Origin of the sequence: Colwellia sp. MB02u-9 (assembly GCF_014077085.1) — a bacterium.
Classification (GTDB): domain Bacteria; phylum Pseudomonadota; class Gammaproteobacteria; order Enterobacterales; family Alteromonadaceae; genus Cognaticolwellia.
Window position 1 is genome coordinate 16,155 of the sequence record NZ_JACGVF010000091.1, and the last position, 16,688, is coordinate 32,842.

Consider the following 16,688-nt stretch of genomic DNA (forward strand, 5'->3'; position numbering starts at 1 on the left):
AATGCCTTATATTTGGCCATTTTTCCTGCGTATAAAATAGACCATCTAATTAATGAAATTGGTATAAGCTAAAATTTTGAAAAAAGTACCTATCGTTAATCACTAGTTGTAACTGCGTGAAAACACTAAAACTTGCCAGTAAATTTTACTAAGAAAATATCCTCAACTGTTCTGTACTGCTTTTCATCGCTAAAACTTAGTCGTTTGGCAGACATTTATCAACGACTACATGGCCTGATATTTAACTTACTAATTTAGTGAAACAGTTATAACGTCGAGCTATAGAGCATTAATTTTTTTTTGCTTATACATAGCTGCATCAGCTTCTTTGAGCATTGCTTCTATTGATTTGTCCGTGTCATGCTTAAAATAACTAACACCGGCACTGTACTCAATTTTATAGGGTTTATTTAAGGTTTTATTTGCTTGATCAATAGCGCCAGCAAATCGCTCTAGTGCTATATTTGCTTTCCCTGAGTAATAGTCAGAGTCGCTCAGCATAGCCACAAATTCATCTCCACCGAGTCGAGCGATCAAATCACAGTCTCGAAATGAATTAAGCATTATTTTGGCAAAAGTGGCTAAGACAAAATCGCCTTCGTGATGGCCATGTTCATCATTAATGATCTTAAATTGGTTTAGATCAAAGAATATAAACGACATTGACATTTGATTACGTCGACATACTTTTAAACTATGATCGGCCAGAGTCAAAAAACCACGTCGGTTAGAAATCATGGTTAACTCATCTAAGGTAGCGAGTTCAATAGATTTGATTTCTTGCTCAATTATAGCCCCTAGATCTTCAAGTAACTCTTGGTCTTCTTCGTTAAGATGTTTAGGTTCTGTATCGATAAGACACAAAGTACCTATATTAATACCTTGTCTAATTTTTAAAGGGCAGCCGGCATAAAAGCGAATTTTCGGACCGCTAGTAACAAGAGGATTATCGAAAAAGCGTTTATCTTTGGAAGCGTCAGGCACTATGAATAAGTTATCTTGATTAATAGCATGTGCACAGAATGAAATGTCGCGAGGCGTTTCCAAAAGCTCGAGTCCCTGCGTGGATTTAAACCATTGACGGTCTTCGTCAATTATACTGACCAGCGAGATTGATACGTTAAACATGCGTTTAGCCATACGAGTAATTCGATCAAAGCGCTCTTCGTGTGATGAGTCAAGTATTTTTAAGGTTCTAAGCGCATACAAACGTTCAACTTCATTTCTGGGCACTGCAGGCTTAATCATTAGGGGGTACTTAATTTAAAATGTAAACTCTTCAGATTGTATCAGCAAATTAAGATGGTTTCTTTAAAAAATAAAGCGCTTTAAAAAAAGAGTTTTGCACAAAATAATCGGGCCAGGCTGTGACCAATTGAGTCGCTAAACAACTGCTTGGATAAAATAAATTTATCTATATAAAACAATACATTAAACTTTGACTTATGAGTAAACCCACATCCATTTAAACCTTCATTCGTTACCTATTAACCAGCTAAGTTACTTAATATACATAAGGTAATACTGGCATAGCATTTATCACTTAACGTTTTGATTTGCCTACAACAACTCAATCTAAAATTAAATGATTACGTTTATATTTTCAAAGGATAAGGAGATATTTACTGGTTTAGATAAGTGTCTGAACATGGCCAAAACGATTTTATGTTCGCATGAATGCTAGGCAATAATGTTAGTCTTTTTTAAGATTTAAGTAGCTAGTTAAGCACTTAATATGAGACTTTATTATTAGGGTATATTATTCTCCACTGTCTTAGGGTTAAAAAAAATGACAACTTGTACCAATGGACATAAACCAGAGCAAGCCAAAGTGGCGCTAATTGTTGGCGCCAGTGGTTTAGTGGGACAACATTTGTTACAGCAACTATTAGCCAGCAAAACCTATAGCAAAGTTATCGCCTTAGTACGTAAACCACTCTTAATAGAAGATACTAAACTTGAACAATGGCAAATTAATTTTGAACATCTAGCAGCAGAATTGACCTCAAGTACCTTTTTGGATAATAAACCTCAGGATATAGGCGCTAACCACAAGATAAAAACGATTGATCATATATTTTGCACTCTGGGCAGTACCATAAAAAAAGCCGGTTCTAAAACTGCTTTTTCTGAAATTGACCATCATTATCCGCTGCTTATCGCCAAATACTTTTATGGTCAACATGCCACTTTATTTGCCATAGTCACGGCAATGTCAGCAAATGAAGCATCTGCTATATTTTATAACCAGATAAAAGGCAAAATAGAAAAAGACTTAAGTAACTTAGATTACCAACATCTGGGTCTATTTCGCCCGTCAATGTTATCTGGGCAGCGTGATGAATTTCGACTTGGCGAGCAATTAGGTACAATAGTGATGAACGCGCTAGCTTTTATTATCCCAAAAAAATACCAAGTAATTCAAGCAAAGAAGGTAGCAAACGCTATGCTAGTTTATGCAGAAAACCCTCCAGTGGGTGTTAGTATTATTCAGTCAGATCAGCTGCAAAATTACTAAGTGTTTTACCTGTCATGCGATAGCCAACCCACTCTTCTTGCGCGACAGCACCGAGTGAGTGATAAAATTCTCTTGACGGTGTATTCCAATCTAAGCAACTCCATTCAAACCGTGCGCAGTCTTTTTCCACAGCAATTTTTGCCATAGCTTTTAACAGCTTAACACCTGCGCCTTTACCACGATATTCTGGCATAACGTACAGGTCTTCTAAATAAAGACCTGATTTTGCTAACCAAGTTGAATAATTAAAAAAGTAAATGGCTGAGCCAACGGCAACCCCATCTAGCTCGCAAATTAAGGCAAAAACATGACTATTTTCAGCAAAAATGCTGGCTTTTATTGTTTGCTCGGTTGCTAATACTTCGTGTTCCGCTTTTTCATAAATAGCGAGATCGATAATAAATTTAAATAATATACTGGTATCGTCTGCTGTTGCTGTTCTAACGACTAAATTGCTCACATTTAACTCCTGACTATTTTATTGACTCATTTACTGGCTATTTTACTGGCCATTTCAGATAACACTGAATATTAGCAAATTATTGATTATTTAGCGCGTATTGTGCACGGCTAATTATTGCGCTTGAAAGCTGCTTAAATACCCCTTTCAATAATACCCAATGATGCCAGTAAAGTGTTCTAATTATCGGGTTTTCTGGCATTAAATTGATCAGCTCTCCTGATGCAAGTTCTGCTTGTATTTGCAATTTAGGGATCAAACAATAGGCTAAACCTTGTTTGGCAAAATTAACAAAGGCTTCTGAAGAGCGCACGGTATGACACGGGTATGAACCGCCTTTTAAGCCAAAGGTTTGTTCGATATATTTAATATGCATATCGTCTTTTTGATCATAAGCAACCGCGGGTGTTCGTGCCAAGGTTTGTTTATTAATACCCTCAGGAAAATAGCTTGCAATGAAGCTTGGCGCAGCAACTAACAAATAGTGCATATCACCGAGTTTTTCTAATGTACAGCCAGGTAAAGCCTGATCATATGTACTAATCGCACCAAAAACCTCACCATCTTTCAAATAGTTAATGGTTCTGTTTTCATCAGCCAATCGAAAATTTACCGCTAGGTTATATTGATGACTAACGTCACCAATTGCTGCAATTAACCAAGTGGCTAAACTATCGGCATTGCTAGCGATATTGGCAGTAATAGTTTCATGTTTTTTATTACCTGAAATATCAGGAATAATGTCTTGTTCAAGTAATTTTACCTGTTGATAATGGCCAAGTAATTTTTTGCCAATAGCCGTTGCCACTATCGGTTGTGCCCGAATTAATACCGGTTGGCCTATAATTTGCTCTAAGCTTTTAATACGCTGAGACACGGCAGATTGTGTGATAGCTAATACCGATGCCGCTTTGTCAAAGCTTTGCTCATTTAATACCACGCTCAATGCATGTAATAACTTATAATCTAGCAAGACCATTTACCCCCTGATGTTAGCAACATATCTTACTCATGTTAGCAAAAAATACATTAGCAAAACTAATCAAAGATTAAAATCATTAATTATACTTATGATTTGTTTTTCGTTAAATTAGCCACAATAACTTAGCACAGCATGAAATTTTTAGGAGCAAAAATGTTTTCCCCCCTACTACAAGGCCTTTTTTTAGGGGCTAGCATGATTATACCTATTGGCGCGCAAAACTCTCATATCCTCAATCACGGTATTAAAAAAAATCATCACTTTTTAGCCGCTTCAATTTGCATGGTTTGTGATGTTGTCCTTATTGCATTAGGGGTGTTTGGTGGCGCACAGCTTATTGCGACATCGCCAACCTTGGTAACCGTAATTTCTTGGGCAGGTATTATTTTTTTACTGGCTTATGCTAGCTTGTCATTTCGCCAAGCATGGCTTAATAGCAGCACCAGTGAGCAAAGTTCAACCGATAAAGCACACAAGAAGCCTGGTTTGGTGATTGTTTCAACGTTAGCGGTAACCCTGTTAAACCCGCATGTTTATCTTGATACAGTAGTGGTATTGGGCAGTGTTGGCGGACAATTTCAAGGTAATGAAAAAATCGCCTTTGCACTCGGCACTATGTTGGCATCTATGCTGTGGTTTTATAGCTTAGCTGGAGCGGCAGCAAAAATGTCACCTTGGCTTAACCAAGCTAAGGTGAGAAGAGTTATTGATATGCTTGTTGGACTAATCATGTGCGCCATCGCATGGTCATTATTTAATAGCCTAGCAAGTTAAGACAATCTTTTATGCCAATTTCCAGCGTGATACAGGGTGCAATTTTCTTCGCTGTCTAATTCTATTTGGTTTTTAACACTGTTTAGCTTTATGCCAATATCTGCCAAGCTATCGGCTATTAATAACGCTAAGTGCTTACTATCAGATGACTTGAGATAGCTCGCTAATTTTTTATTGCTATCAAAAACACAAACAACTTTTAGACTGTCGGGAAAGTTATCGAAATTAACCGTATGGGTTAACCATTCAAAGCCGTCAATTTCTTCTAGCGCTGATTGGCATACTTCGGTTAACGACTTTATGATTTGATTGTCTATTTTCTTATCTGATTTACGCATTATTTATTAACATTACCTTTAAACTTTATCTTCGATGAATACACTTTATATAATAGCACTTTGATTAAGTTTTTGGTCTTGTTGTAAGCAGAGATTTTAATGAAATAGCTTTCAAGTCAGGGAAGCTGCCATCATTATTAATTGGTTTTTAACTTAGCGATATGAGCATAAGTGGGTGCTGGCAAGCTAAAGTATGTTTGCGCGTCAACTTGGCTTAACAAATGCTCAACAAAAAGACGATTGTTATCACTCGTTAAATGCTGAAATTTTTTCAATTCAGCATGATTTTCTGTCGGTGTTTTGGCATATACTTTTGTCACTAAAAAAGCCGCTAAAAGTAAGGTAATAATAATAGTGAGGTTAAGTAGAGTAATCCTTCTAGTTAAGGTCATGTTATAAATTCCCTTTTTCACAAAAATCCAATGTTTGAACAACAGCTTAGCTTATACTGCCATAAAAGTATAAAATTTGTACTTTCATTTGAAAGCGTTATCTAAGGGCATAACTCAAAGTAACTCCACTTCAGGCCTATTTCTCTAAAAACGCCCCAGAAAAATAATTTATTTTGGCTACCAAACAGTAAATATCAACTTTTAATTTGTACTATCTAAAGTTTACTATTTAAAGTGTACTAAGTGATCGGGCAATGACTGTTAAAAGACCATCAAAAGAGTATCAAAAAAGTAACCAATGCCATATATTACTAGTGGGCAGTATAAACTCAAAATTTTCAAGCTATAGCTAAGTTAATGCAAGTTTAATATATATTAAGCACTAATTAATCGCTGATTTTTTCATTACATTTGGCGAAATTACCAATATAGTATTCATCTTAAAGCTAAAAAATTGTCCTTAAAATAACCTATAGTAGAAACGATCAGCAATTAACTCACTTTATGATGAGATTACTCATCAAAGTCATAGATAGTGATTTGATTCAGGCTTGGCAATAAAACCGACAAGAAGTAGAGGATAGAAGTGAATAACGCTAAACTCACCCAAGACGAAAACCTTTCCATCAAGGTCAGTTACCAGTTGTTGCCTACTGACCACCAAAGACTCGATTTATACTTTTCATTACCGGTTGAAATGGGTATCGGCCCTAAAACCCTAGACGAGGAGCATTACTTTCATAGCAGTATAGAAAATCATAGTGCTTATTACTCAGACCAACTGCACTTGCCGTTAGTAAGAAGCCGCTTTATTAGCCAAAAAAAAGGTGAGCTAAGTGACTATCGACTTAACCTTAATTTATTTTCTTATCAAATTTTAATTGCTCTCGACACTGATATAAAACAAACGATTAAGCTTAAAGAAAGTAAAGATTTTTACCCACAAGCCATTGTACTAGCAGAGTTGATTTCTGGTTTACTGAAAAAATTAAGACGATATACGCCATCAGATAAAAAGCTCAGTCCATTTTTTCAAAATGCTGACAACTACCTTAGTTGGCAAGTAGAGCAGTCATTTTTAAAGTTGCTATCTCGAGGACCAAAAAGTAGTGAATTTTCCACTGAAAGAAACTTCTTGTTTGCACTATGCCGCAGTGAAAATGAATACCGTACAACCCATAAATATAATTCAGAAGTTACCTTAGCTGACCCTAACCGCATCACCAATAAAATGCGTTTACTGCAACGATTAATCGAATACGGCGTAGTACTGCAAAAAGAAATGAAAAGCCTCAATCGCAATTTAAAGCGCATTGTACGTGGCACAGTTACAGCGATTATTATGGCGTTTGTGATGTTGTTAGTGCTAAATGCGCGGGCAAACTTCACTGAAGTCACGATTGCCTTAGTAGGCATGTTAGGCGTTGTTTATGGTTTAAGGGAGATATTTAAAGACGATATAACCCGTGTTATTTGGCGTAGCATTCAAAAAGGCTTACCTAAATGGAGAAATATTTACACAAATAATGTTAATAAAACCCGTATCGCTAGTCAAACCATTTGGCTAGAATATATTCGCAATAAAGATCTACCTCAGCAAGTTGATAAGTTATTTCAAACTCGGCGTCATCAAAACAAACAAGCGGCACAATTGCTACATTTTCGCAGTGACACTAAAGTTAATGCTAAAAGTTTTTTGCCTGGCTATGATGAAATTCAGCAACGTATCTATTTTAATTTAACCCCCTTTATTCGCTTCCTGAAAAAAGGAGAAGGCCGTTTATATTCACTTGATGGCAGTAAAATAACCAAGCAAGCGGTTGAACGCCGTTACCAAATTAATGTCGTATTAATGCAAACAGACAAACAAGAACTTCAACAAATACAACGCTTTAAGATAACACTAAATCGTTCAACTATTATTAACATTGAAGCAATGAAAATAGATGACGACGATTAATAGCGACAAGCTGATGGTCAAACTAGGAGATTAGGCTAGGTATTTTAAAGTAAAGCACAAGCATGCAAAAAATTATGTGGTGTTCAATTTTTATAATCTACTCAAACTGAGTAAAAATGACAATATTGCGGCGCTTAAGAAAATGTCTACCTTGCTATTTCTGTCACTTGGTCAGCGTTTGTTGCTTTACCTTATGCAAAAAACTGCCTACAATAACGGCGAAATTATCCTAGTAAAGCTTATAGTCTTACTATCGGTAAAGCGACAAGCTGTTTCATGGAACGAAAACGATCCAACCCACGGATAGGGCCAGCATTTTGGATCACCCTCTATAGCTTGGAGTTTCTTATGATTGATTTATTATTTAATATCATTGGCATGTCAGGAACCTTTCTCATCGTTGCCGCATTTATAATGTTACAACTAGAAAAATTAAATCCTAAAAGTTTGGCTTATAACCTAACGAACCTTTTTGGCGCAATATTACTGTTAATTAGCCTGTGCTATAACTTTAATTTGGCGAGTTTTGTTATTGAACTATTTTGGATTGCCGCCTCGGTGATTGGTTTAGTTAAGTATTATACCAGGTCACCAGAAACAGTAACCACCGACTAACGGTTACTTTTCGCAACAGTCAGCCTTTGTCTGCTAAGTTTTAAAAATTGAATCGGCAAAGGTTTTCGTTTATTAATCCTCCACATATTGTTTTTTTATGCACCAGCGTAGAGTTTATCCCCTAATTTAAGTCTTAGCACTTGTAATAGGTTATTTTACACGTATCATGCCGACCTATTTTTGTTTTTATCATCGGAAAACCCCTGTTTCATGAGAAAATTACTTACCTCGCCAAATGCCATGTCGCTTAGCGCTACCGAACAAACAATTTACCAAAATGCCTTGTCGTTAGTCGCCGATCTCAGCCTTAATTTAATGGCAGTAAAAGTAGAGAGTCATCCAGATAGTTTTCTTAACTGGTGCAGAGAGTTATACCGAATTTGCTTACACGACATCAACCAAGATTTATTAGAACCTAGTCAACAAAAACCCTTAAAAAAACTACAAGACACCATGTCAAACGGTGTTAGTGCTTGCCAATTAAAAATGGCTCGTATTATCCCATGGCCAATATTTACTAGTTTTGTACAAGAACACTCAAAGTTACAAGCCTTACCAGAAAGACTTAAACTCTTAAATTATATTGCGACGCTACGCCATAATAAATTAGCTGAAATGATTGATGAAGACAGATTAGCTTTTGCAGGCAAGCATAGCGCCCAGCATGATATTAGTGTTTATGACTTTGATGTTGAATGGTTTGCCGGCACACGCGGCGCAAAAACCTTTCACCAGTTATTAAAGTCTCACCCAAAAGATTTTGATCAAGCGCTTGATCATATTCCGTTAGACGGTGACGTTACCTTGGCAGACTATCAAAACTTTGTTAATGCCTACAAAGCAATATTTGCCAACCATACTAATGAAGAAAAAGCGCCGTTAAGTGCAGCAACTCGTTTATTGGCTATGCGCCGCCCAGACCAATTTATTGCTCTAAACAGTGGTAAAATAGATACCCTTTCGCAAGGCTTAGGTTTAGTAAAACTCAACAACCAAAGCTTTGATGATTATTGGCATGAGATGATAGAAGCCATTAGAAACACACAATGGTGGCGCAGTGAAATGCCTAGCGATGAAGCTGAACTTCAGCTTTGGCAAAATCGAGCCATATTAATTGATTTGTTTTTGTTTGCTGACAATTCATTGGCACAAAACTCTAACTATATTCGTATGCGTGATAAGCCTAAAAAAATAAAAATTGGTGTCGCTAAAGCGGTAAAACGTAGTAAAGCGTCAGCCGAAGCTATTGTAGATAAAGCTTTTGAATCAGATGATATTCCTGACTTTATTCTCAATATGCGCAGCACCATAGTGAACAGCGTTAAAGATGGTAAAACCGTTGATCAAGCGATAACCTTAATGCGTAACATTTTTGGTTAGTGTTTACTTTAAGCTCAGCTTATTGAAATTAAATTATTATAAGCCCAATAGCATTGGGCTTTTTTTATGGTTAAAATATCAGCTACTTCTCTGCTTTTTTATTTACCGTTAAGTTTTGCTGTTGACCCCGTTCACGGGCCATTAATAACAGAGTTAAATACAGTTTTGTCGGTAATGAAAAAAGCAAACCAAAGGCAATACAGCAGGCACAAATAATAATCCCCGTAACACCCATTTTTGTTGGTAGGTCTACATATAAAAGTAAGTAATATCCTAAAATAAGGAGCGTAATACCTAGCAAAATAAAAAACTTAATTAAACGTACTTGTACTAATACCGACATAAATCCCCGCTAAGACAAACTCAGTTTACTTGCTCAAACAACGCCTGCTTTGCTCAAAAGCAAGAGCGTCATTAAAAAATTTTCAATAAAAAGCTCTCCACACATTATCCACATGACTCGTTTCTGCAAGAATAGCCTAACGCTAACAACTATATTCTATGGTGTTGAAGCTTAAAATCGTTCACAAGTGTTATTTCAGTGCCTATAGTCACTCTTGGTCAAGGTACACAATAAATAATGACTACTTAATACTTAATTTGTAAAAGTTAGATATTATCTCCTGCTATTTGGCTAGTTATTTAGTCTAATAATGCAGAGGCTTTGACTCGGATCAACTAATAACTTAACCCTTAGTGCATACTGATACGATACTCACTCATTATTTGATCATTTCTACTGGCTAAAAAACCAACGGTTCGTTGTTTATGTAACTTTCACGTAGCTTTTATTTAATCAGTAGAACAAGTAATTATTGAATAAATACTATGTATTTAGCGGTTTTACCTAGGTATAAAGTAGACTCGCTAATTCATAAATCTGCTATTAAACAGATACAGTTTACATTCTGTGATAAATTTAATTGTAACCTTGCCCAAACCAAGAGAATTCAGAGACAATTATGCAGATACGCAAACAGCGCCAATCTTCTATAGACTGGTCTAAATACCTCAAATCTGGCAATCGAGTTTTTATTGGCTCTAATGCCGCAGTACCCAATGCCTTAATTGATAACCTTATTGCCAATAGCGATGGTTTACATGATATTGAAGTTGTTCATATTTTAACGCTTTCAGACAACGTTTGGGCTGATAAAAAGCACCAAGACCTATTTAAGGTCAACGCATTTTTTATTGGTGGCGAAAAAATTCGTACGGCAATTAATGAAGGGCGCGCTGATTATACCCCGACATTTTTATCTGAAATCCCCAGGCTATTTAATGAAAATATTTTACCCTTAGACGTAGCCTTAATCATGGTTGGCCCACCCGATGAATACGGTTATTGTTCGCTTGGGGTCACGGTTGATATTGTACCCGCAGCCATTAAAAAAGCTAAGGTGGTTATCGCACAAATTAACCCTAAAATGCCACGCACTAATGGTCATAGTTTTGTCCATATGAGTCAAATTCACGCTCACATCACCGTTGAACAATATTTACCCGAATTGCCCGAGCCTGAAATTGATCAGGTCACAGAACAAGTAGGTCAATACGTGGCTATGTTAGTAGAAGACGGTTCTACTATCCAAATTGGTATTGGTAAAATTCCATCTGCTATCTTGCGTTACTTAGCTAACCATAAAGATTTAGGTGTACACAGTGAATTAATATCTGACGGCATTATCGACTTAATGCTTTCCGGTGTTATCAACAATCGCAAAAAAACCTTTCATAAAGGAAAAACCGTCATCAGTTATTGTATCGGCACTCGTCGCTTATATAAGTTTGTTGATGGTAATCCCCATGTAGAGTTCTACCCGAGCGAACACATTAATTCGCCAGTGAACATTGCCCGTAACGACAACATGGTTTCTATCAATAGCGCCATCGAAGTTGACTTAACCGGGCAAGTGGTTTCTGACTCCATCGGCTATTATTTTTATAGTGGTATTGGTGGCCAAGTTGACTTTATTCGTGGCGCCTCATTAAGTAAAGGCGGTAAACCCATTATTGCCCTGCCATCGACAACCAAAGATGGCAAAATATCTCGTATCGTCGCACACATTACCGAGGGTGGCGGTGTAGTTACTTCACGGGGTCATGTGGCTTATGTAGTCACTGAATATGGTATCGCTTCGCTGCAAGGTAAAAGTATTCGTGAACGCGCATTAGAATTAATACGTATTGCCCACCCTAAATTTCGCGCTCAACTACTTAAAGATGTGCGAAAACATTATTGGGTGCCTGAATACCAAGAAAACACGCCAACATCAGTACCTGAACTGGGTAAAGTTGAGATCAAACGTTTTACTTTTGCTGATTCTGAATACTTCCTTAGACCCTTATCGCCTTCAGACGAACGTAAACTACAAGAGTTTTTTTATTCTCATAACCAAGAAACATTAATGATGCGATACAACCATCATATGACACAAATGACCCGAGAAAAGTCCTGTGATCTCGTCAGTGTCAACCAGCAGGTTGATTTAGCCTTGTGTTTAACTGAACGAGATGATTTAGGTGAATCTATACAAGGTGTTGCTCGTTATTATTACCTTGAAGCAAGTAATAGTGCTGAAGTGGCTTTTGTTATTAAAGAAAGTAAACGCGGCAAAGGTATGGCAAAAGCACTATTAAGTGAATTAATCGCTATTGCTAAAATTCGTGGTTTAACGCAATTAGTTGCTAGTGTACGACGAGACAATGCTCCTATGTTAAAAGTATTTGAAAATGCAGGGTTTTTAAGAGCACCTTCTCAAGATTATGACGAAGTAAGCTTGGCTTACACACTATAATTAATCAATTGGGTATAAGCACACAAAAGAAAATTTAAGCAACTAAACTACTATTAAGTGATAAGTAAGTTATAAATAACTTAATAGCTCAGAGATAAAGGAATGTAAATATGACAGTCGGCGTAATTAGTCACCACCATTGCTTGACCCACGATATGGGAGAGCATCACCCTGAGGCGCCAGAACGTATGGCGGCTATTCAGGATCAGCTTATTCGTAGCGGTTTGGATTATGTTATTCGACAATTTAACGCTAAACCTATTGATAAGGAACTACTTTATTTAGCACATGACAAAAACTATATCGAATCAATTTTTGCCAATGCCCCGAGTGAAGGCACTTATAATGTTGATGACGATACCATTATGACCCCAGATACCCTTAATGCCGCCTTACTTTCTGCCGGTGCTGCCAAAGACGCAGTAGACTTAGTGATGTCAAAAGAAATTTCATCGGCATTTTGTGCGACTAGGCCACCCGGCCATCATGCTGAATATAATAAAGGTATGGGTTTTTGTTTTTTTAACAATGTCGCTATCGCCGCCGCCTACGCCAAAGAGCACTATAAATTAAAGCGCGTGGCTATTGTTGATTTTGACGTTCATCATGGCAATGGTACAGAAGATATTGTAAAAAATAAAAAAGGTTATTTATTTTGTTCTACTTATCAATACCCATTCTATCCCTTTGAAATTAAAGAAAGTACTACGCCACCCATCATTAACACACCATTAGCTGCGACAGCAAAAAGTGCTGATTTTCGACAAGCTATTCTCGATACTTGGCTGCCGGCATTGAACAAGTTTAAACCAGAAATAATATTTATTTCTGCCGGGTTTGACGCGCATATCGAAGATGACATGTCACAAGTGAGTTTAGTAGATGAAGATTATCGTTGGGTAACTGACCAACTTAAAACGCTTGCTGATAAATATGCTCAAGGGCGTATTGTATCAGTGCTTGAAGGAGGATATGCTCTGAACGCTTTAGGCAGAAGTGCGGTCGCACATATTAATGGCTTAATTGGCTATTAGTTGGAATATAATCACCACTAGCCTTTGGCTTAAGTAAACTTGACCTAAAGCATTTGCTTTAGGTCATAGCAGGGTAAATAGTGATCTTTAAAGCCCTATCAATGCTGCTAGTCGCTATTTTTCTTCAAAAGTACGAACCGCTGGTTTAACCAATATTTCAAGATAAAATGCGCTTAACTCTGCCGCTACAAGCGTATCAATTTCTTGGCTAATCGCTGTCACATGAATAACGTCAGCTGTTTGCTCTGACTTACCAATTTTACAATCAAAATCCCAATAATCCGCATCTTCAGGTAGCTTTTTATTGCGCTCACGTTTTAAATATTTTTTAACTTCGTGTTTCGCTGACTCAACCATTCTAGCGACTTTAATTTTAGGGTGAGTTAACTCGAATGTTTTTTTCATGGAATTCCTTGGAGGAGATAAAAGTACGCTTTATAGTGAGTTTTTGTCATATAAAGCCAATAGGGCTATTTTACGTAAACATTTAAGTAATAGCCATACTTCATCTAATTGTTAAGTAAATAACCTCAAGGGTAGCTAAATTTTATATCTTAGTAGATTAAAGTGCGCTTTTTCGCAACATTCACAAGCGGGATAAACTAGGAGTAATATCTTGGCATTATTTCATCTGATGTAGATATAAGTAACTGGCTTTAACTCACTAGGGGCATGTATTGAGCCATGTATTTAGCAATGTAATCAAGCGCACGCATGCTTCAAAAGAAAATAGGTTTGAAATAGGCCTGAATATAAAAAAGACCGTTTAATAACGGCCTTTGGTATTTAACTTTTATTTTTAGTTTTAACTGTTAGTTAATACTAACTGACGTGCTTTAAGGACTTTCAAAAGCGTTTGACTGCTCTACTTCAAACTTCTTTTTTTGCTTAGCCGATAATACACCTTTACGATGTGCTAAAGCCGCTTCAAGCTTACTCGCTGCACTTGCTATCGCGGCATACAATTCTTTGTCGACAGCGTTAACTGAGACAGTAGCGCCTTCATAAGTGGTAGAAACTTCTAGTTTTTGTTGATTGGGCTCTACGGTGATAATGACGTCTAAGGTCATTAAGCTTGGGAAATGTTTAGCAATTTTAGCAAATTTGCTTTCAACTGCTTGGTTAATACCGTCGGTAATTTCAACGTGATGTCCGGAAATAATTATTTTCATATTGCTACCTTATTGGTTGTCTTCAATTATATATTCAGGGCGAAAGCGACAAAATACAATAGCTAAAATGAAATATTTTGTCGCATTTACGCTATGCAATTGAAAAGCCTATATTAAATTAAGATAAACTTAGGTCTACTCTATGGTTAATCGCCTATTTTTCAACCGTGACATTAAGCTAACCACTGCCAATACTATACCACCGGCAATAATCCCTGTGATGCCATTAAGTAAAATCGATAAAATACTTTCAGATAAACTACCAAAATATTGCCCTACCCAAAGTTCAAGGTAATGAAATTGACGACCAAGCCATGAAAAACTATGCACAATAATACCGCCACCAACCAAAAACATCGCAATGGTACCTACCACAGTTAATAGCTTCATTAAAAATGGCGCAAACATCAATAAACCGCGACCCATCGTGCTTTGCAAAGCCTTAAAGTGCCCTGACACCGAGTTTTTCAGCAGATAAAGACCTAAGTCATCTAATTTGACAATACCAGCAACCAGCCCATAAACCCCAACAGTAATCGCTATAGCTAATGATGAAACAACCAGCACTTGTGTTTGGAACGCCGCTTCTTGTACTGTGCCTAAAGCAATAACCACAATTTCTGCAGAAAGAATAAAATCAGTACGAATAGCGCCTTTTATTTTTTCTTTTTCAAAAGCCGCAATGTCAATATTTTCATCGTTAACGGCGTTAAGTAGTGCTTGCTGTTCATCTGCCAAGGCTTTTTTACTATGAAGAAATTTATGAGAAACCTTTTCAAAACCTTCAAAGCAAAGAAATAAGCCCCCAATCACTAATAAAACAGTGATCAATGGTGGTACAAAAGCACTAATGAACAAAGCAGAAGGCACTAAAATCAATTTATTAAGAAACGAGCCTTTGGCAACAGCCCAAACTACAGGTAACTCTCTATCGGCCTTAACACCGGAAACTTGTTCGGCATTCAGTGCCAAGTCATCACCGAGAACACCTGCGGTTTTTTTTACCGCTACTTTTGATAAAATCGCCACGTCATCGAGTACCGTTGCAATATCATCAAGTAAGGTTAATAAACTCGAACCCGCCACCTTTAACTCCTTTTATCAATAGCGTTATACCAAAGCTATTAAATCGCTATTAAATTGCTATTACACGTTAGTTAATCAGTTATTTTTTTAACATCGACTTTAAATTTGCAAACGGGTTATAGGTTGCGGTGTCTTGATTGGTATCGCCCGCTTTAATTTCTGTCTGATACTTTGCATGATCGGTATATTTCGCATGCTCATTGTCATGGCAGTAAATACACAGTAACTCCCAATTAGTACCGTCATTGGGGTTGTTCGTGTGATCATGGTCGACATGGTGCACTGTTAACTCTCTGAGATTTGAATATTCAAACGCGCGCGCACAGCGTCCACAAACCCAAGGGTATAATTTCAATGCTCGGTCGCGATAACCTTGCTCTTCGCGTTTATAATTAAGGCTAGAGCCTAATGTATCTGAGGACATAATATTAACTTTTCAGTAAAAAATATCTTTATTGTATGAGTAAGGCAACATAACTGCAATAAGGCAATTAGAATACATTAATCAAGCGCGTTATAGGCTTATCTTATTTATCAAATACCTGGTTAAAAACAATAAATCTTGCCACACTCCCCTAGCCTGCTCGCTTTACTTTTAAGCGATAACTTGCCATGATATTTTATAAAATAATAACGCGGAACTGTCATGAAAACAGTCGAAGAACAATTATCAAATTACAAAAGTGTGCACTTGAATAAACGTAATATCCACACTCACTTTATTGGCGTGCCGCTGATTGTTTGGGCGATTACCGTCTTGTTAAGTTTAAATACTTTTACCCTAGTGCTAGCAGAACAAACAGTTACCTACACACCCGCAATAATATTGTTCACTATTGCTATGCTTTACTACTTTACATTACATATAAAATTAGCCATTGGCATGTTGATATATGTCGCTGTAAACCTATACCTTGCTAGTTTAGTCACCGATATGGAAAACGTATTATGGCTAGCCATTATAGTGTTTGTTGTTGGTTGGATTATTCAATTTATTGGCCATATCTTTGAAAAAGCTAAACCGGCTTTCTTAGATGATATGATGGGTTTAGCTATTGGCCCTTTGTTTTTGATGGCTGAAGTTTACTTTATGCTAGGCTGGGAGAAAAAATTGGCCAATAACATCATCCCCAAAGCTATAGAGAAACGTCGTTTAATCGAGCGAGCACAAAAATAATT

Annotated in this window: 18 protein-coding genes; 8 read left to right on the plus strand and 10 right to left on the minus strand. The window is 36.9% G+C overall.

Translation table 11 applies throughout. From position 1 onward, the window contains the following. Positions 1-279: 279 nt before the first annotated feature. Complete coding sequence (locus H4J65_RS07170) at positions 280-1,248, minus strand: sensor domain-containing diguanylate cyclase (protein WP_182183244.1); 969 nt, start codon at positions 1,246-1,248, stop codon at positions 280-282. Between the two features lie 541 nt (positions 1,249-1,789). Between H4J65_RS07170 and H4J65_RS07175 the strand changes: the two genes are divergently transcribed. Further along, positions 1,790-2,518: an oxidoreductase gene (locus H4J65_RS07175; RefSeq protein WP_182137567.1), complete on the plus strand. Its 729-nt coding sequence runs from the start codon at positions 1,790-1,792 to the stop codon at positions 2,516-2,518. On the opposite strand, the gene H4J65_RS07180 is transcribed toward H4J65_RS07175, so the two are convergent. Together H4J65_RS07180 and H4J65_RS07185 are read right to left on the minus strand one after the other, a co-directional pair. After that, positions 2,487-2,978 (minus strand): GNAT family N-acetyltransferase, encoded by a 492-nt coding sequence (locus H4J65_RS07180; RefSeq protein ID WP_182137566.1) that lies wholly within the window; start codon positions 2,976-2,978, stop codon positions 2,487-2,489. The two genes, H4J65_RS07175 and H4J65_RS07180, sit on opposite strands and share 32 nt — an antisense overlap. Positions 2,979-3,057: 79 nt before the next feature. Further along, positions 3,058-3,957 (minus strand): LysR family transcriptional regulator ArgP, encoded by a 900-nt coding sequence (locus H4J65_RS07185; RefSeq protein ID WP_182137565.1) that lies wholly within the window; start codon positions 3,955-3,957, stop codon positions 3,058-3,060. Between the two features lie 156 nt (positions 3,958-4,113). Here H4J65_RS07185 and H4J65_RS07190 point away from each other — a divergent pair, with 156 nt between their 5' ends. Continuing rightward, positions 4,114-4,734: a LysE/ArgO family amino acid transporter gene (locus H4J65_RS07190; RefSeq protein ID WP_182183242.1), complete on the plus strand. Its 621-nt coding sequence runs from the start codon at positions 4,114-4,116 to the stop codon at positions 4,732-4,734. Here H4J65_RS07190 and H4J65_RS07195 read toward each other — a convergent pair. Both H4J65_RS07195 and H4J65_RS07200 read right to left on the minus strand, forming a co-directional pair. Then, a complete protein-coding gene (locus H4J65_RS07195) occupies positions 4,731-5,072 on the minus strand; it encodes a Fis family transcriptional regulator (protein ID WP_182137563.1) in 342 nt (113 codons plus the stop codon). The two genes, H4J65_RS07190 and H4J65_RS07195, sit on opposite strands and share 4 nt — an antisense overlap. 137 nt (positions 5,073-5,209) lie before the next feature. Further along, positions 5,210-5,464, minus strand: a complete 255-nt coding sequence (locus H4J65_RS07200) for a hypothetical protein (RefSeq protein WP_182183239.1) — start codon at positions 5,462-5,464, stop codon at positions 5,210-5,212. Between the two features lie 586 nt (positions 5,465-6,050). Here H4J65_RS07200 and H4J65_RS07205 point away from each other — a divergent pair. The 3 genes from H4J65_RS07205 (at position 6,051) to H4J65_RS07215 (ending at position 9,419) form a co-directional block, all read left to right on the plus strand. Beyond that, positions 6,051-7,424 (plus strand): hypothetical protein, encoded by a 1,374-nt coding sequence (locus H4J65_RS07205; RefSeq protein WP_182137561.1) that lies wholly within the window; start codon positions 6,051-6,053, stop codon positions 7,422-7,424. 348 nt (positions 7,425-7,772) lie between these two features. Then, a complete protein-coding gene (locus H4J65_RS07210; RefSeq protein ID WP_182137560.1) occupies positions 7,773-8,039 on the plus strand; it encodes a hypothetical protein in 267 nt (88 codons plus the stop codon). A 210-nt stretch (positions 8,040-8,249) separates the two neighbouring features. Further along, a complete protein-coding gene (locus tag H4J65_RS07215) occupies positions 8,250-9,419 on the plus strand; it encodes a hypothetical protein (protein WP_182137559.1) in 1,170 nt (389 codons plus the stop codon). 82 nt (positions 9,420-9,501) lie between these two features. Here H4J65_RS07215 and H4J65_RS07220 read toward each other — a convergent pair whose 3' ends face one another. Further along, a complete protein-coding gene (locus tag H4J65_RS07220; protein ID WP_182183234.1) occupies positions 9,502-9,762 on the minus strand; it encodes a hypothetical protein in 261 nt (86 codons plus the stop codon). Positions 9,763-10,381: 619 nt separating this feature from the next. Here H4J65_RS07220 and H4J65_RS07225 point away from each other — a divergent pair. Both H4J65_RS07225 and H4J65_RS07230 read left to right on the plus strand, forming a co-directional pair. Beyond that, positions 10,382-12,217: a GNAT family N-acetyltransferase gene (locus H4J65_RS07225; protein WP_182137557.1), complete on the plus strand. Its 1,836-nt coding sequence runs from the start codon at positions 10,382-10,384 to the stop codon at positions 12,215-12,217. Between the two features lie 110 nt (positions 12,218-12,327). Then, a complete protein-coding gene (locus H4J65_RS07230) occupies positions 12,328-13,251 on the plus strand; it encodes a histone deacetylase family protein (RefSeq protein ID WP_182197071.1) in 924 nt (307 codons plus the stop codon). A gap of 114 nt (positions 13,252-13,365) precedes the next feature. Here H4J65_RS07230 and H4J65_RS07235 read toward each other — a convergent pair whose 3' ends face one another. The 4 genes from H4J65_RS07235 to H4J65_RS07250 all read right to left on the minus strand — a co-directional run bounded on the left by H4J65_RS07235 (position 13,366) and on the right by H4J65_RS07250 (position 15,933). After that, a complete protein-coding gene (locus H4J65_RS07235; RefSeq protein WP_182197073.1) occupies positions 13,366-13,656 on the minus strand; it encodes a DUF6172 family protein in 291 nt (96 codons plus the stop codon). A 431-nt stretch (positions 13,657-14,087) separates the two neighbouring features. Next, positions 14,088-14,423, minus strand: coding sequence for a ribosome hibernation-promoting factor, HPF/YfiA family (hpf, locus tag H4J65_RS07240; RefSeq protein WP_182137554.1), 336 nt, complete (start codon positions 14,421-14,423; stop codon positions 14,088-14,090). A 135-nt stretch (positions 14,424-14,558) separates the two neighbouring features. Continuing rightward, positions 14,559-15,509, minus strand: a complete 951-nt coding sequence (locus tag H4J65_RS07245) for a DUF808 domain-containing protein (RefSeq protein WP_182197075.1) — start codon at positions 15,507-15,509, stop codon at positions 14,559-14,561. Between the two features lie 79 nt (positions 15,510-15,588). Next, the gene (locus H4J65_RS07250; protein WP_182137552.1) at positions 15,589-15,933 is read right to left on the minus strand and encodes a YajD family HNH nuclease; all 345 of its coding nucleotides are present in this window, start codon (positions 15,931-15,933) and stop codon (positions 15,589-15,591) included. Between the two features lie 222 nt (positions 15,934-16,155). Between H4J65_RS07250 and H4J65_RS07255 the strand changes: the two genes are divergently transcribed. Beyond that, positions 16,156-16,686, plus strand: coding sequence for a DUF962 domain-containing protein (locus H4J65_RS07255; RefSeq protein WP_182137551.1), 531 nt, complete (start codon positions 16,156-16,158; stop codon positions 16,684-16,686). The last annotated feature ends 2 nt before the right edge of the window (positions 16,687-16,688 follow it).